The organism is Brevibacillus sp. AY1 (genome assembly GCF_029870785.1).
GTDB classification, from domain to species: Bacteria; Bacillota; Bacilli; order Brevibacillales; family Brevibacillaceae; genus Brevibacillus; species Brevibacillus invocatus.
The window spans coordinates 34997-49348 of record NZ_JAFLPN010000008.1 but is presented as its reverse complement, the minus strand read 5'-3'; the positions used below and the strand labels follow the sequence as shown (position 1 = coordinate 49348).

Annotated in this window: 12 protein-coding genes; 9 read left to right on the top strand and 3 right to left on the bottom strand. The window is 51.4% G+C overall.

The genetic code is table 11. The features are described from left to right. Window positions 1-87 precede the first annotated feature (87 nt). Complete coding sequence (locus JZI27_RS09495; RefSeq protein ID WP_280207385.1) at window positions 88-1062, top strand: aldo/keto reductase; 975 nt, start codon at window positions 88-90, stop codon at window positions 1060-1062. A gap of 67 nt (window positions 1063-1129) precedes the next feature. Here the strand turns inward: JZI27_RS09495 and JZI27_RS09490 are convergent, their stop codons facing one another. Then, complete coding sequence (locus JZI27_RS09490; protein ID WP_280207384.1) at window positions 1130-2629, bottom strand: IMP dehydrogenase; 1500 nt, start codon at window positions 2627-2629, stop codon at window positions 1130-1132. 153 nt (window positions 2630-2782) lie between these two features. Here JZI27_RS09490 and JZI27_RS09485 point away from each other — a divergent pair, with 153 nt between their 5' ends. Then, window positions 2783-3574 (top strand): GNAT family N-acetyltransferase, encoded by a 792-nt coding sequence (locus tag JZI27_RS09485; RefSeq protein ID WP_251243984.1) that lies wholly within the window; start codon window positions 2783-2785, stop codon window positions 3572-3574. A gap of 575 nt (window positions 3575-4149) precedes the next feature. On the opposite strand, the gene JZI27_RS09480 is transcribed toward JZI27_RS09485, so the two are convergent. Continuing rightward, on the bottom strand, window positions 4150-5550 hold the full coding sequence (locus JZI27_RS09480; protein WP_122909042.1) for a HAMP domain-containing sensor histidine kinase: 1401 nt from the start codon (window positions 5548-5550) through the stop codon (window positions 4150-4152). After that, window positions 5547-6248, bottom strand: a complete 702-nt coding sequence (locus JZI27_RS09475; RefSeq protein ID WP_122909264.1) for a response regulator transcription factor — start codon at window positions 6246-6248, stop codon at window positions 5547-5549. The genes JZI27_RS09480 and JZI27_RS09475 overlap by 4 nt, the downstream gene beginning before the upstream one ends. A gap of 159 nt (window positions 6249-6407) precedes the next feature. Here JZI27_RS09475 and JZI27_RS09470 point away from each other — a divergent pair, with 159 nt between their 5' ends. From JZI27_RS09470 to JZI27_RS09440, 7 genes are all read left to right on the top strand, one after another. Continuing rightward, the gene (locus JZI27_RS09470; protein ID WP_280207383.1) at window positions 6408-7463 is read left to right on the top strand and encodes a DUF3048 domain-containing protein; all 1056 of its coding nucleotides are present in this window, start codon (window positions 6408-6410) and stop codon (window positions 7461-7463) included. Between the two features lie 108 nt (window positions 7464-7571). Next, the gene (locus JZI27_RS09465; protein ID WP_055747723.1) at window positions 7572-7862 is read left to right on the top strand and encodes a YerC/YecD family TrpR-related protein; all 291 of its coding nucleotides are present in this window, start codon (window positions 7572-7574) and stop codon (window positions 7860-7862) included. A 13-nt stretch (window positions 7863-7875) separates the two neighbouring features. Further along, window positions 7876-8565 carry a heptaprenylglyceryl phosphate synthase gene (gene pcrB, locus JZI27_RS09460; protein WP_251243980.1) on the top strand — a complete coding sequence of 230 codons (690 nt, stop codon included), beginning with the start codon at window positions 7876-7878 and terminating at the stop codon, window positions 8563-8565. A 135-nt stretch (window positions 8566-8700) separates the two neighbouring features. After that, window positions 8701-10314, top strand: coding sequence for a response regulator (locus JZI27_RS09455; RefSeq protein ID WP_280207382.1), 1614 nt, complete (start codon window positions 8701-8703; stop codon window positions 10312-10314). A gap of 4 nt (window positions 10315-10318) precedes the next feature. Then, window positions 10319-12076 (top strand): sensor histidine kinase, encoded by a 1758-nt coding sequence (locus tag JZI27_RS09450; RefSeq protein WP_280207381.1) that lies wholly within the window; start codon window positions 10319-10321, stop codon window positions 12074-12076. A 13-nt stretch (window positions 12077-12089) separates the two neighbouring features. Further along, window positions 12090-13067: a substrate-binding domain-containing protein gene (locus JZI27_RS09445; protein WP_280207380.1), complete on the top strand. Its 978-nt coding sequence runs from the start codon at window positions 12090-12092 to the stop codon at window positions 13065-13067. 127 nt (window positions 13068-13194) lie between these two features. Then, window positions 13195-14238, top strand: coding sequence for a galactose ABC transporter substrate-binding protein (locus JZI27_RS09440; RefSeq protein ID WP_280207379.1), 1044 nt, complete (start codon window positions 13195-13197; stop codon window positions 14236-14238). Window positions 14239-14352: the final 114 nt, after the last annotated feature.

Below are 14352 nucleotides of genomic sequence, written 5' to 3'. Positions count from 1 at the left end.
GTGCTTTTCATTAGGCAGAAAGATTTGTAAAAATGGAGAAATCATCCTATAGTGAGAAGAGAGAATGAAGGAAGGAGCTGAATACCGATGAGATATCATCGTTTGGGAAACAGTGGATTGCAAGTATCGGCGATGGGGATTGGAACGAATTCCTTCGGAGGGCGTGCAGACGAAGCAGCCTCGTTGGCGATCATTGATGCAGCATTGGAGGGTGGTATCAATTTTATCGATACCGCTAATATTTATACGGGAACAGAATCAGAACGCATCATCGGAAAAGCATTGGAAGGCCGCAGACATGATGTCGTACTGGCGACCAAGGCCGGCTTGCCACGCGGAGAGGGAGTCAATCAGCGAGGATCTTCACGCTACCATTTGCAGAAGGAGCTGGAAGGCAGTCTGAAGCGCTTGCGCACCGATTATGTGGACCTTTACCAGATCCATACCTTCGATCCGCACACACCGTTGGAAGAAACACTGAGAGCGCTGGATGACATGGTACGCTCTGGTAAAGTTCGCTATATCGGCGCTTCCAACTACTTCGCCTGGGAACTGATGAAAGCGCTCGGAATCAGTGAGCTGAAAGGCCTGAATCGCTTCGCATCTCTGCAAATCAGCTACTCGCTGGCAGACCGGACACCGGAGCGCGAAATGATTCCGCTTTGCCTGGATCAGGGATTGGGAATTATTCCGTATTTCCCGCTGGCAGGCGGCATTTTGACAGGAAAGTATACCTCAGCCGAACAGGCACCGGAAGGCTCACGTCTGGAAAAAGAACCGCGCTTTGGCAGATTGCTCGGACAGGATAAGATCGAGCTGGGCAAGCAGGTCGCAGATCTCGCGCACGACCTGGGCATGACGCCAAGCGTTCTTTCTATCGCCTGGCTGATGAACAAGCCTGCTGTCTCTTCCGTAATCGTCGGCGCTTCGCGTGTCGAGCAGCTGAGCACCAATCTGGAGAGTGCCTCGGTAGAGCTGGGCGCGGACACCATGAAGCGTCTGGATGAACTGAGTGATCCGTATCGTCTGGGTGAGCCGTTCGGGTTTTATCGCCTGCCATAGCCTGCCTTTCCGTCAGAATACATAAGGACCCTCGCCACTACGGAGTGGGAGGGTCCTCTTCATTGAATTATTCAGCCGCCATGCTGCTTTCCTTGAGAATAACGTCATGCGCGCCGCCTTCGACCAGGCTGGTCGCAGAGACGAGTGTAATTCTTGCCTTTTGCTGCAATTCAGGAATCGAGAGCGAACCGCAGTTGCACATGGTGGATTTCACTTTGTTCAAGGTTCTGTCCAGATTCTCGCGCAGGGTTCCCGCGTAAGGAACGTAAGAGTCTACCCCTTCTTCAAAGACGAGGCTTTGCTTGCCGCCTGTGTCGTAACGCTGCCAGTTGCGTGCGCGGTTGGAGCCTTCACCCCAGTATTCTTTTACGAAGTTGTTCCCGATTTTGACCTTTTTGGTTGGACTTTCATCGAAACGGGCGAAGTAACGGCCCAGCATGACGAAATCAGCGCCCATGGCCAGAGCGAGAGTTACGTGATAATCGTGTACGATACCGCCATCGGAGCAGATCGGGACATAGATGCCTGTTTCCTTGAAGTATTCGTCACGGGCAGCTGCCACTTCGATGACAGCAGATGCTTGTCCGCGCCCGATCCCTTTTTGCTCGCGTGTAATGCAGATCGAGCCGCCGCCGATCCCTACTTTGATGAAATCCGCACCAGCTTCGACCAGGTAGCGGAAACCTTCCTTGTCTACTACGTTTCCAGCGCCAATCGCCACGTTGAAGTTGGCTTTCACGTATTCGACCGTTTCCTTTTGCCATTCACTAAAGCCGTCCGAAGAGTCGATCACGAGAACGTCTACGCCAGCCTCGACGAGGGCAGGTACGCGTTCCTTGTAATCCTTGGTATTGATCCCTGCGCCGACGATGTAGCTCTTGTTGGCATCCAGCAGAGAGAGAGGATTGTTTTTGCGAGAGTCATAGTCTTTGCGGAAGACCAGGAACTCGAGATTTTGACTTTCATCCACGATTGGCAGACAGTTCAGCTTGTGCTCCCAGATGAGGTCGTTTGCTTCGGACAAGGTCGTGCCAGATTTGGCGTAAATCAGGGAGGAGAAAGGTGTCATGATTTCGCTAACCTTTTTATCAAGGGAGTCGCGGCTGATCCGATAGTCGCGGCCAGTCACGATGCCGAGCAGCTTGCCTTTCGCAGTGCCGTCTTCTGTGACCGCGCAGGTAGAGTGTCCGGTCATTTCTTTCAGATCCAGGATGTCCTTGAGGGTCTGGTCAGGTGTCAGATTGGATTTACTGACAACAAATCCAGCCTTGTAGGCTTTTGCTTTGCGGACCATCGTCGCCTGACTTTCAACAGATTGTGAACCGAAAATAAAGGAAATACCGCCACATCGAGCCAGAGCTACCGCCATATGATGGTCGGATACAGCTTGCATGACTGCAGATGAGAACGGTATGTTGAGGGAGATAGCTGGTTTTTCCCCTTTTTTAAACTTAGTAATCGGGGTGGACAAATCTACATTAGCGGGTGTGCATTCCTTGGTTGTGAGATTAGGAAGCAACAAAAACTCGTTGAAGGTCCGGGATGGTTCGTTGTAATAGGTTGCCAAGATTCTCTCCTCCTGAAAGTTCTCTCATGAAAATTTTTGATCGATCAAAAAGTATGTGGTACGCCAAAAATCTTGGCGTGGCCAAGTGTTCTAATCATGGTAACTTTGAAGTGGAAAGACGTCAATAGGGAATTCAAGAATGGGGTGTATTTCATGTTTGTGTGGGACGAAAAGTCGGGGCAGGTTGATATGAAAGGCTATGTGCCATTGGAAAATGCTTTCATCTTATATGGAAATCTTTTTGTTCGACCCGAGCGGTGCGTGAGTCTGATCGATGATAGCAAAGAGGCAGGGAGAATCGCAGCGATCGGTTCCTATCTAAAGGGCTTGCCTTTTCATGCCTTCACGATTCACGTCGACGAGGAAGTGGAGGAGTACGATGTGGTAGGGATGCTGGAGCGTTTGCGTACGGAGGTGGCGATCACCACACCAGCAGGGTCTACCACCGCCATTTTCACGGTACCAGAGAAGCTCCTGAAGAAGCTGCGCATCCCCCATATGCAATCACAACGCACCATGCTGCTGAAAAAGCTGACATATCCAGCACGACTGCTGCCACAAGGTGAATCACGGCTGATTACAGAGGCGGATGTCGATGCCATCACCAGCATGACACCAAAAATCGGCATGACGAGCTTTCAACCGAACAAACTTCTCGAGATGCCGCACTTGGGGCTATTTGATGGAACGAAGCCTGTCGCTTTGGCAGGATTTCATATCTATAAGGAAGAGTTTGTGGAGATTGGAAACATCGGAACCTTACCTGACTATCAGGGTAAGGGCCTGGCCACACAGATCACGTCTGATATTAGCCGGATCGGTCTGGAGAAATCGGACAAGGTCTACCTATGCGTATTCGAAGATAACCTGCCTGCGATTCGTGTCTATGAAAAGCTGGGGTTTACGACCGTGGAGCGGTATGTATTTGTGAGCTTTTTGTTCTAGGAACCGGATGTCAGTACAAAATTAACGATGCCGATACAGACGAGCAGACCCAGCAAAAATATGAAACCGTACCAGATCAGCAGAATCATTTTTTCAATCTCTCTGTTCATCCTGTGTCCCCCTTAAAGTGAGTCGCGCAAGTATTTGGAAATATTTTACTGAAAGATATCCGAAGACACAATGGGTGTAAAGTCATGCAGGCTGCCGGGATCGACTGGCAGCCTTTGCGTCGTGTGATACTAGGATTCTAGCAAGTCGGACCAGGCCTCTTTTAACAGGTAAGAGAATGATCAGAATAAAAAAGGGATAAACCATCATAGCTCCTAATGACAAAAGACCTGTCGCTGGATTGGGATCGTCACCGCCGTAGGTGATGGGAAACAGCCTGGCGAACACATAAATAAAAAAGATAAAGTATGGAAGCCACAGAACGGTTGTCCAATAAGCACTTTGAATATGAAGACGGATGAAATAGACAATCAGTTACATGTAACCTTTCCGAAGTAGAACAAACCCAAGAAGACCCTGTTCTCACAAAAATGAGAGAGGGTCTTCCCTGATGTCTGATACCGTTCCTAGCTCAAGCTCTTCACCGGAACCGTCATCGTAAAGCACGGTCCGTCCGCTGTATTCTCAGCGACAATCGTTCCGCCATGCGCCTCAAATACGGCGCGGGCAATCGCCAGTCCCAGTCCGTGCTTTCCGGACTTCCCTTTGCGAAAGCGCTGGAACAATTGAGGGAGCAGAGCTTCCTCGATCGGTGGTCCGTCGTTGGAGATGGTGACGATGACCTGCTGCCCTGCTTGCTTTCCGGTGATGTTCAAGCGGCTTTTGGCATAGCGAAGCTGGTTTTCCATGATATTGACAAAGGCCGTACTCAGCTGTTCGCCATCGCCCTCCATGACCAGCTCAGGGGGAAGCTTCAGCTCCCACTCGACTTGCGGGTTCAGGACGGACAGGCGCACCTTCAGCAGCTTAAACATCTCGCTCAGATCTACACGTCCCATCTGCATCATCTGTGCGACGGATTCAATCTTGGTCAGATAGAGCAGCTGGCCGACTACTTTTTCCAGTCGTTTGCTCTCTTCCATGATGATCGTCAGTCCTTTTTCTGCCTGCGGTCCTTGAAAGACGCCCTCGATCAGGCCTTGCGTATAGCCCTGGATCGCCATGATCGGTGTCTTCAGCTCATGGGAGATGTTCTGGATAAAGTGTCGCTGGGACTCATCGTATTCCTTCAGCTGATTTTTCATGGAATCAAAGGATCGGGCCAGCTGTCCAATCTCGTCCCCGCGGTCCATCGCCAGCGGAATATCGAACTGACGGCGGGCAATTTTTTTGCACAGCTCCTCCAGACTGCGCAGCGGTTTGCTCAAGTAACCGCTAAACCAGACAGCCAACAGCCAGCTGACCAAAAGCAGCAGACTGAATACCAAAAGGAACTGACGGGTCAGAATGGAATTGATCTGATTGAGCTCCTGTTCCTTGGAAAACAGCACGATATAGTAGGGAAAGCCGTGGTAGTCCATCTTTTTGCTGACGAACAGGTAGCTCTCGTCAGCACGGTCCAGCTCCCCATGCTGAATTCGCCCGGACGGATGGGAGGCAGCCTCTCGGAAGAGGTCCATACTGTCCTGATAGGTAATCTGTCCGCTGCTACGGCTGCCCAGATGACGTCCATCGATCGAGTAGACGATCATGTCAAAAGAGTACTCGTAGCGGGAGAGCAGCAGCTGCAAAAAGTACGGGGCTGAAGACGGTATCGTAAGCAGCTCGTTCTTTTCATTGAAGGTAATATGCTCGGACAAGGAGAACAGCTCATCTTCTAGCAAAGCGTACGTGTTGTTCACCAGGTACTGCTTGACGGCAAACGGATAACCGATTCCCAGCCCCACGCCCAGCACACTGGTCAACAGCATGAACAAAATCAAAATTTGCCGGGAGAGCGGCAGGTTTTTCAGACGGAATTTGCTCATGTGCGTGTCAGGCGATAGCCGAAGCCGTAGACGGTCTCCAGCGGGAGCTTGCTCATTTTCTTGCGGATTCGTTTGACCAGATCATCTACAGCACGATCCGACCCGATGTAATCCTCCCCCCAGATTGAGGTGAGAATCTGCTCGCGGTTGAGAGCCATCCCCTGATTGTGCAGGAGGTAGATGATGAGTTCAAACTCCTTGGTGGTCAAATCCAGCAGCTCTTCGCCTTCCTTCACCTGCCGTCCTTTTTCGGAAATCATATACGGTCCAATCGTCACCCAGTCTTGAAAGGTTTGGGAAGGAGCAGCCGGATTGACTCCGTTTTCGTAAATGCGCTGTAGCAGCTTTTTCGCCCGGATGACCAGCTCCCGGGGAAGAAACGGCTTGGCCAGGTAGTCGTCGCTGCCCAGCTCCAGTCCAATGATTTTATCGACATCCTGATCGCGAGCCGAAATGAAGATGATCGGCACATTGGATTTCTGACGGATCAAGCGCAGCAGCTCGTAGCCGTCAATGTCTGGCATCATGATGTCGAGTATCCATAAATGAGGCTGCTGTTCCTCTTCCAGAACAGACAGTACCTCGGTTCCATTCGCAAATGCCCTTACCTGTAAACCAGCGTTTTGCAAGTAGGATTGCAATAGCTCCAATAGATTGGTTTCGTCGTCCACAAGATAGACGAGGTAGGGAGTATCCACGGTGCATCCCTCGCTTTGCATCACTCTTTTTCTTCATTGTAGCATAGGAAAAAACATATGTGTGGGAGGGGCGTATGAGAATCGTGGAAAACATGTGGAAGCAGGATTCACTATAGTGGAAGCGAAAAAGAAGAAGAGAACCCAGGAAGGAGCGATTCCATGCAACGAAACATCAAATCATCTCTCGTACTGCTCTCACTGCTGCTGCTCACCGCATGCACCGGACAACCTGTTGTCGAGGTTGAGCCCAAACCAGTGCCAGAACAGCCGCCCGCTCCCGTCGTTGAAACCCCTGTCGTGGAAGAACCAAAGCTTCCCTACATATCGCCTTTGACAGGATTGGGCTCCAATCAGCCACCCGAACAGCGACCGATCATGGTCATGATCAACAATGCCCCGCCTGCACGACCGCAGACTGGCTTGAATCAGGCAGACATGATTTACGAAGTGCTGGCGGAGGGGGAAATGACCCGTTTTCTCACCCTCTATCAAAGTCAAAAGCCGGAAGTGATCGGACCCGTCCGCAGTATCCGACCTTATTTTATCCAATTGGGTGTCGGATTTGACGCCGTACTGATCCATGCTGGAGGAAGCCAGGAAGCATTGAACACTCTGGCCCGCTCGGATTACAGCCATCTCGACGAAATTCCCAACGGTCGCTATTTCTGGAGGGAGCAATTCCGCAAGATGCCGCACAATCTCTATACCAAGATAGAGCTGATCGAACAAGCCATGCTGGACAAGGGAATGCGGACGACAGCGGAGCCAGTGCACTTTACCTTTCTTCCCGAGGATGCCGTGATCACAGAGGGAGAGCCTGCGACATCGATTGAGATTATCTTCCATTCCCTGAACAAGGCAGGCTTTCAATACGATGCCGAGAAGAAAAAATACATGCGTCTCACGGAAGGCAAGCCGCATATCGATCTGAGCGACAACGAGCAGCTCACAGCGACCAACGTACTCGTCATTTCGTCCAAGCACCGTGTTCTGGACAGCGAAGGCAGACGTCAGGTGGACGTAGTGGGGCCAGGAGACGGCTACCTGTTCCAGCAGGGAAAAGCCAAGAAGATCAAATGGAAGCGCAGCAACGGCGTCATCAAAGCGTATGCGGATGAAGCGATGACGCAAGAAATGCCGCTTTTGCCAGGCCAAACCTGGGTAGAGATCGTACCAAATTCTCCTGGACTTGCCCAGTCATTGAAATTTCAGTAGGGGCTTGCAGCCTCCCCCTGTTTCTTTTATGATTAAAGCTAGGACTTTAGCGCTTAAAAATTTCACAGTGGGAAATTGGAGACGTATTCATAAATTGGGGTGAATGGCATGCAACTGGAGAAATTGAAAGGGAAAGGGATCGAACAGCTTTTTGAAGCCGTCCTTTCCTTGGAAACAATGGAAGAGTGCTATCAATTTTTCGACGATCTGTGCACGGTTAACGAAATGCAATCGCTCGCTCAGCGCTTGGAAGTAGCGCGTATGCTTCGCAAAGGCTTTACCTACAATCAGATTGAAGCAGAGACTGGTGCAAGTACAGCGACTATCTCGCGTGTCAAGCGTTGCCTGAACTATGGCAATGACGGCTATCAGATGGCGCTGGAGCGGATCGGAAAATAGGGAGGCAGCATCGTTGATTGATTATCGTGGCTGGCGCCATGTTTTTAAGCTGGACCCGGATAAAACCATAGGAGACGAGGCACTGGAAGCGATCTGCGAATCGGGAACAGACGCGATCATCGTAGGCGGTACGTACGGTGTGACGTTTGACAACACGTTGGAGCTGATGTCGCGCATTCGGCGCTACGCCGTTGTGACGGTGCTGGAGATCTCCTCACTGGAAGCAGTGGTTCCAGGCTTTGATTCGTATTTTGTTCCGCTCGTGCTCAATGCAGGCGACCCAGACATGCTGTTTGCCCCGCATGTGTCGGGGCTTCTCGCTTACGGGTCTTATATTCATTGGGATGAGATCATTACCGAGGGATATTTGATCGCCAACCCGGATGCTGGAGTAGCCGAACGAACCCAGGCAGGTCCGATTCAGGATGCTGCTACGGCCAAGGCATACGCACAGGTAGCCACCCGTATTTGCCGCTTGCCGATCGTTTACCTGGAGTACAGCGGAAAATACGGCGATCCTGAAGTCGTGCGGGGCTGCAGGGCAGGCGTACATGAGGCGCATTTCTTTTATGGAGGGGGCATCCGCACCCCTGAGCAGGCTGCTGAGATGGCGGCGATTGCCGACACGATCGTCGTGGGGAATCTGATCTACGAAGATTTGTCGGCGGCATTGGCCACTGTCGCTGCGGTGAAGAGGCCCTAACAGAAGAAGTCGAGTGATCCATGGGGATTGCTCGGCTTTTTTCTTTTTACCCCTCGACATCTTTCCTTCCTACCCATCATAAGAAGGAAAAAATAGGTGCTCGTGGTAGAAGTAGAGCAACGAGGAGGTGCTCCCATGTACAAATTGCTACTGGTTGATGACGAGGAGGATGTCAGGGAAGGGGTCAGCCAAGAGATCGATTGGGAAGGCTTTGGCTTTCAGATTGCAGCGAAAGCGGAGAATGGAAAAGAAGCGTGGGAGCTGGTCGAAAGGCTGAGACCCGATCTGGTCGTGACCGATATCAAGATGCCCTTCATGGACGGCCTTCAGCTGGCGGGCTTGATTCGCGAGCACTATCCTGCGACACGGATCATGATTCTGACTGGTTTTGACGAGTTTGACTACGCCCAAAAAGCAGTCAGGCTCGATATTGATGAATATGTACTGAAGCCATTTTCAGCGGTGGAGCTGATCGAGGGACTGCTCAAGGTCAAAAAGCGGATGGATGAAGAAGCGGCTTACCGGGAGAACGTCCAGCTTTTGCGGGAGAGCTATGAGAAAAGCCTGCCTGTCTTACGCGAGGTCTTTCTCACCTCGCTGATGAGCGCGAACAAGCTGACGAGGGCAGAAATCATGGAAAAAGCCAGGGAATACGGAATCAAGCTGAGTGCCAGCGCCTATTTGGTAGCAACCCTCTGTCTGGACGAGAGGAACCAGGAAGATCGGCAGCTTTGTCTGTTTGCGGTCAAAAACATCGCACAGGAATACCTCGGCAGCTCCTGCCCGGCTCTGCTTTTTCACCACAACGATCAGCTGGTGCTGCTGTTTCTAGCTGATGAGGCTGACAACGAACGGAAGCTGTACCAACGCATACAGCCTGTACTCGAAGAAATTCGACGGACGGTAGACAAGTACATGAGCTTTACGGTGACGATTGGAATCGGGACCACGGTCCATGATTTGACCGAACTGGCTTATTCCTATGAGAATGCGATGCTCGCTCTCGATTACAAGGCGATTCTCGGCAACAATCAACTCCTGTTCCTAGAAGATGTAGAACAACATACGCGAGAGAAGCTGCGCTTTGACGAGAGGAAGGAGCATGAGTTGGTTCGCTGCATCAAAATGGGAACCTATCCAGAATTGATGACGGTGATGGATGAGCTGTTTCGCGAGGTGGCGGAAGGACATGTAGCGATTCAGGAATATCGCATTTACCTCCTGGAGATCGTGACCACCATTTTAAAGACGGCCAAACGTACAGAGAGCGAGTCAGATACAAGCAGCCAGGAGTGGGGAGGAGCATCGGATTTTCTCGCGGAGATCTCCACCTGCAACAACCTGGAAGAGGCCAAACAGATCCTCACTCTGACTTGCCAAAAGATCATGACGCGCATCGCTGCTGGTCGACACTCCAGCAACAAGCGGCTGGTAGATCAGGCTATCGACTACACCCACAGGCACTACCAGTCTCCCGACATATCCATCCACAAAGTATGTGCTGCCCTGCATATCAGCCCCGGCTATTTCAGCAGTCTCTTCAAAAAAGAAACCAACATGACCTTCGTGACCTACCTGCAATCGCTTCGCATGGAAAAAGCACAGGAGCTTTTGCGCACGACGGATCTGAAAACCTTCGAAATCGCCGAACGAGTCGGCTTTACGGATTCCAACTACTTCAGCTTTTGCTTCCGCAAGCACGTCGGCATCTCAGCCAAAGCATACCGAAATGAAGTTCTAGAGGGGTAGGCGGATGAAAAGCTTTATTGCGAGCGTAGTCAAAGCCCTGCAGGTGAGGAGTATTCAGTTTATCATTACCACTTCGTTTACACTGGTCACGGTACTGGTGATGCTGTTCGTCGGCGTGATGCTGTACAGCAAATTTTCAGAGACAGCCGAGCAGAATGCGTATCTGAACACCCAACAGATTCTGGAGCAGGTGAAGTACAATCTGGACAGCTATTTGAATGCCATGACTCAAATCTTTGAGCTGGTGGATGACAAGATTCGCAATAACCAAGGGGGATCGGACGGCAAGCTGAATGAACAGCTGGAGGCCATCGTGGAGACGAGAAAGGACATCGTCTCGATCGCGGTATTTTCCCGAAGTGGCGAACTGCTGACTGCGACACCAGCCAGACAGATGCGCAATCACACACAGATCACCGAGCAAAGCTGGTTCCGGTCGGCAATAGAGGACCCGCACAACCTGTCCTTCTCTCTTCCTCACGTCCAAAATCTGTTCAAGGGAGAATATCCCTGGGTGGTCTCCATGAGCAGGGAGATTACAGTCAAGGGGAGCCATGGCGATATTCCCGCCGTGCTGTTGGTCGATGTGAATTTCAAGGAAATCGACGAGCTGTGCCAGCGCGTAGGCTTGGGAAAGAAGGGATATGTCTACATCATCGATCTGGTCGGCAATATCGTGTACCACCCTCAGCAGCAGCTGATCTACGTCGGATTGAAAAATGAGAATCGGGCCTTGGCATTGAAGCACTCCTATGGCAGCTATGTGGAAGAGGCAGAGGGGGACAAGCGACTGATTACGATCAAGACGATTGATCCGTTGGGCTGGAAAATCATCAGTGTTTCCTACATGGATGAGATTGTGACGACGAAGAAGGAAATCAGCCGCTTTATTTTCTGGCTGCTCATTTTTGTGATTGTCATCGTGCTGCTGGTTCTCAGCTATCTTTCTGAGAAAATTTCACGTCCGATCAAAATGCTGGAGCGTTCAATGGAGCAGGTCGAGCAGGGGGATTTTTCCGTCAACCACCCGATTACAGGCAGCCATGAAGTGCAGCAGCTGTCTCTTCGTTTTCACCTGATGGTCGGCAAGGTGCGCGATCTGATGAACCAGAACATCCGGGATCAGGAGGCCAAGCGAAAAAGCGAGCTGGAAGTGCTTCATGCCCAGATCAATCCGCATTTTCTCTACAACACGTTGAACTCTGTCGTCAGGATGGTCGGAATCGGCAAAAATGAGGATGTGATCACGACGATTACCTCCTTGTCCAAGCTGTTCCGCATCTCGCTCAGCCGTGGAAAAAGCATGATCACGATCCAGGAGGAGCTGGAGCATGTCCGTCATTATCTTATTATTCAAAAAATGAGGTACAAGCAAAAATTTGAATACGAGATCACGGCGGAGGAAGAGGTTCTGCCCTGCAAGACCTTGAAGCTGCTGTTGCAGCCGATCGTGGAGAACGCCATTTATCACGGGATCGAGCAGATGGCTGACCCAGGGATGATTCACATCAAGGCTTCCAAGTCCGATGGCAAGGTGCTGCTTGAGGTGAAGGACAACGGTCTGGGAATGTCTTCGCAGGTAAGGGAGCAGGTGATGGCAGGCACGTATAAAAGCAATTCCGGCTCAGGCGTGGGAGTCAACAATATTCATGAGCGCATCCGCCTTTCCTTTGGAGAGGGCTACGGGTTGGAAATCGAGAGTGAAATCGAGACTGGTACAGTGGTGAAGCTATGGATTCCGCATGTTCAGGACGAGAGCTGAAGGGGCTGTGGAAATGGGGAAATGGAAACAGTTGGTCCTTTATCTGATGCTGATTTTGCTCGCATTGACCGCTTTTTATTCCTGTGAAGCCCGTTTTGATGCTCCGGTGGACAAGAAAAAGACGGTCGCATTGATCGCTGGAATGAAGCATGGCGATTACTGGCGTACGGTAAAGCTGGGGGCTCAGATGGCAGCGCGGGAATTCGATCTCAATTTGAACTTTTACGCTCCTGATTATGAGAATGATCCACAAAGTCAGATCGAGCTGGTCGAACAGGCCGCGCGTGACGGCTATGACGCACTTGTCGTCGCCCCCAGCGATGAGCAGGTCATGCAAAAAGCGTTGGAGCAAGATAATAAACAATCCATGCCCATCCTGACGCTGGATGAAGAAGGAGAGTATCCCATGATCCGGAGCTACGTCGGGACAGACAACTACGAAATGGGCAAAAAAGCGGGAGAGAAAATGCTCGCCATCATTGGAAAGATCGGTCAGGTTGCCCTCATTGGTTCCGGGGAGAAACAAGCCAATACAAAAAAGCGGGAGCAGGGCGTGCTGGATGTGATGAATGGGACGTCAGGAGTAGAGCTGGTGGCTACGCGTTATGTCCAGTCCGACAAAAGGCAGGCAGGGGATCTGGCACGTGAGGTCATCCGCAGCTATCCAGGAGTAGAAGGCATCATTGCGCTGGATGCCAGTACGGCTACGAGAGTGGCTGCTGAGATCGAGCGTCTCGGTCTGCAAGGCAAGGTGAAAGTAGTGGCCATCGACAGCCCGCCGGAGGTGCTGGAGTATTTGCAGGAAGGTGTGATCCAGGCCACGATTATTCAGAATCCATTCTCGATGGGGTATCTGGGAGTCAAATACGCGCTTGAGGCTAGTGAGGGCAAGTCTATCCCCAAAAGGCTGGATACGGGCACGAAGGTAATCGACCGAGAGAACATGTTCTGGTCGGAAAATCAAAAGCTGCTCTTTCCCTTTGTCAAATAATCGGGGTTTCAAACTGATGAGAATTTTGATAAAAGATCGCAGGATTTTCGATGGTGAACGCGATGGAAAACGCTTACATTTTGTGTATATCCATTGCACACACGAAAGGAAAAAGGGGGAAATTCTCATGAGAAAGTTGCTTGCCACATCACTCATCGCAGCGCTTGCATTCTCTGTGGTCGGTTGTTCACAATCAGGCGGTTCGCAGCCGTCCTCTTCGGGAGGAGGGGCCGCAGGTGGCACCCCTTCGATCGGTGTCGCCATCTACAAGTTTGACGATACCTTCATGACGGGTGTACGCAATGCGATCTCCAAGGCAGCAGAAGGCAAGGCTCAGGTGGATATTGTAGACAGCCAAAATGCCCAGCCGACCCAAAATGACAAGGTGGACTTGTTCATCAACAAGAAGGTGAGTGCGCTCGCCATCAATCCGGTTGACCGGACGGCTGCTGGTGTCATCATCGACAAGGCCAAACAAGCCAACATTCCGGTCGTCTTTTTCAACCGTGAACCGATGCCGGAGGACATGACGAAATGGGATAAGGTGTATTACGTAGGCGCGAAGGCGGAGGAGTCGGGTACCATCTCGGGGCAGCTCTTGGTCGATTACTGGAAGGCCAATCCGGATGCGGACAAAAACAAGGATGGCGTGCTCCAATATGTGATGCTCAAGGGAGAGCCCGGACACCAGGATGCAGAGCTGCGGACGAAGTTTTCCGTCAAGGCTATTGAGGATGCCGGGATCAAGGTAGAGAAAGTAGCCGAAGACACCGCGATGTGGGATCGCGTGAAGGGACAGGAGAAAATGGCGGCCTTCCTTGCTGCTTCCGGTGACAAGATTGAAGCGGTGCTCGCCAACAATGATGATATGGCCTTGGGCGCGATCGAGGCACTCAAGGCATCTGGATACTTTACGAATGGCAAATACATGCCGGTCGTGGGCGTTGATGCGACGGCGCCAGCACTCAAGGAGCTGGAGGCAGGCACCTTGCTTGGTACGGTGCTCAACGATGCGAACAACCAGGGCAAGGCAACGCTAGAAATTGCCGCTGTTCTGGCCAAGGGTGAAGTGCCGAGCAAGGACAACACAGGCTTTGAGATTGTGGATGGCAAGTACGTCTGGGTTCCTTACAAGAAGATCACGAAGGAAAACATGGACGAAGCGAAGTAAGCCGCTAGCGGTGCGCTTTGGATGAAAAGTGGAGAAAAAGGATGGCTTTCGCTGCTGGATTTGGCGAAAGCCAGGTTTTTCTCTTCCCTTTACATCCGTGCACACGATACGTAC

What these genes read in the sequence shown, in the direction of transcription:
- JZI27_RS09495 (WP_280207385.1), top strand. Translation starts at nt 88, where the DNA reads ATGAGATATCATCGTTTGGGAAACAGTGGATTGCAAGTATCGGCGATG.
- JZI27_RS09485 (WP_251243984.1), top strand. Translation starts at nt 2,783, where the DNA reads ATGTTTGTGTGGGACGAAAAGTCGGGGCAGGTTGATATGAAAGGCTAT.
- JZI27_RS09480 (WP_122909042.1), bottom strand. Translation starts at nt 5,550, where the DNA reads ATGAGCAAATTCCGTCTGAAAAACCTGCCGCTCTCCCGGCAAATTTTG.
- JZI27_RS09470 (WP_280207383.1), top strand. Translation starts at nt 6,408, where the DNA reads ATGCAACGAAACATCAAATCATCTCTCGTACTGCTCTCACTGCTGCTG.
- JZI27_RS09465 (WP_055747723.1), top strand. Translation starts at nt 7,572, where the DNA reads ATGCAACTGGAGAAATTGAAAGGGAAAGGGATCGAACAGCTTTTTGAA.
- JZI27_RS09455 (WP_280207382.1), top strand. Translation starts at nt 8,701, where the DNA reads ATGTACAAATTGCTACTGGTTGATGACGAGGAGGATGTCAGGGAAGGG.
- JZI27_RS09450 (WP_280207381.1), top strand. Translation starts at nt 10,319, where the DNA reads ATGAAAAGCTTTATTGCGAGCGTAGTCAAAGCCCTGCAGGTGAGGAGT.
- JZI27_RS09445 (WP_280207380.1), top strand. Translation starts at nt 12,090, where the DNA reads ATGGGGAAATGGAAACAGTTGGTCCTTTATCTGATGCTGATTTTGCTC.
- JZI27_RS09440 (WP_280207379.1), top strand. Translation starts at nt 13,195, where the DNA reads ATGAGAAAGTTGCTTGCCACATCACTCATCGCAGCGCTTGCATTCTCT.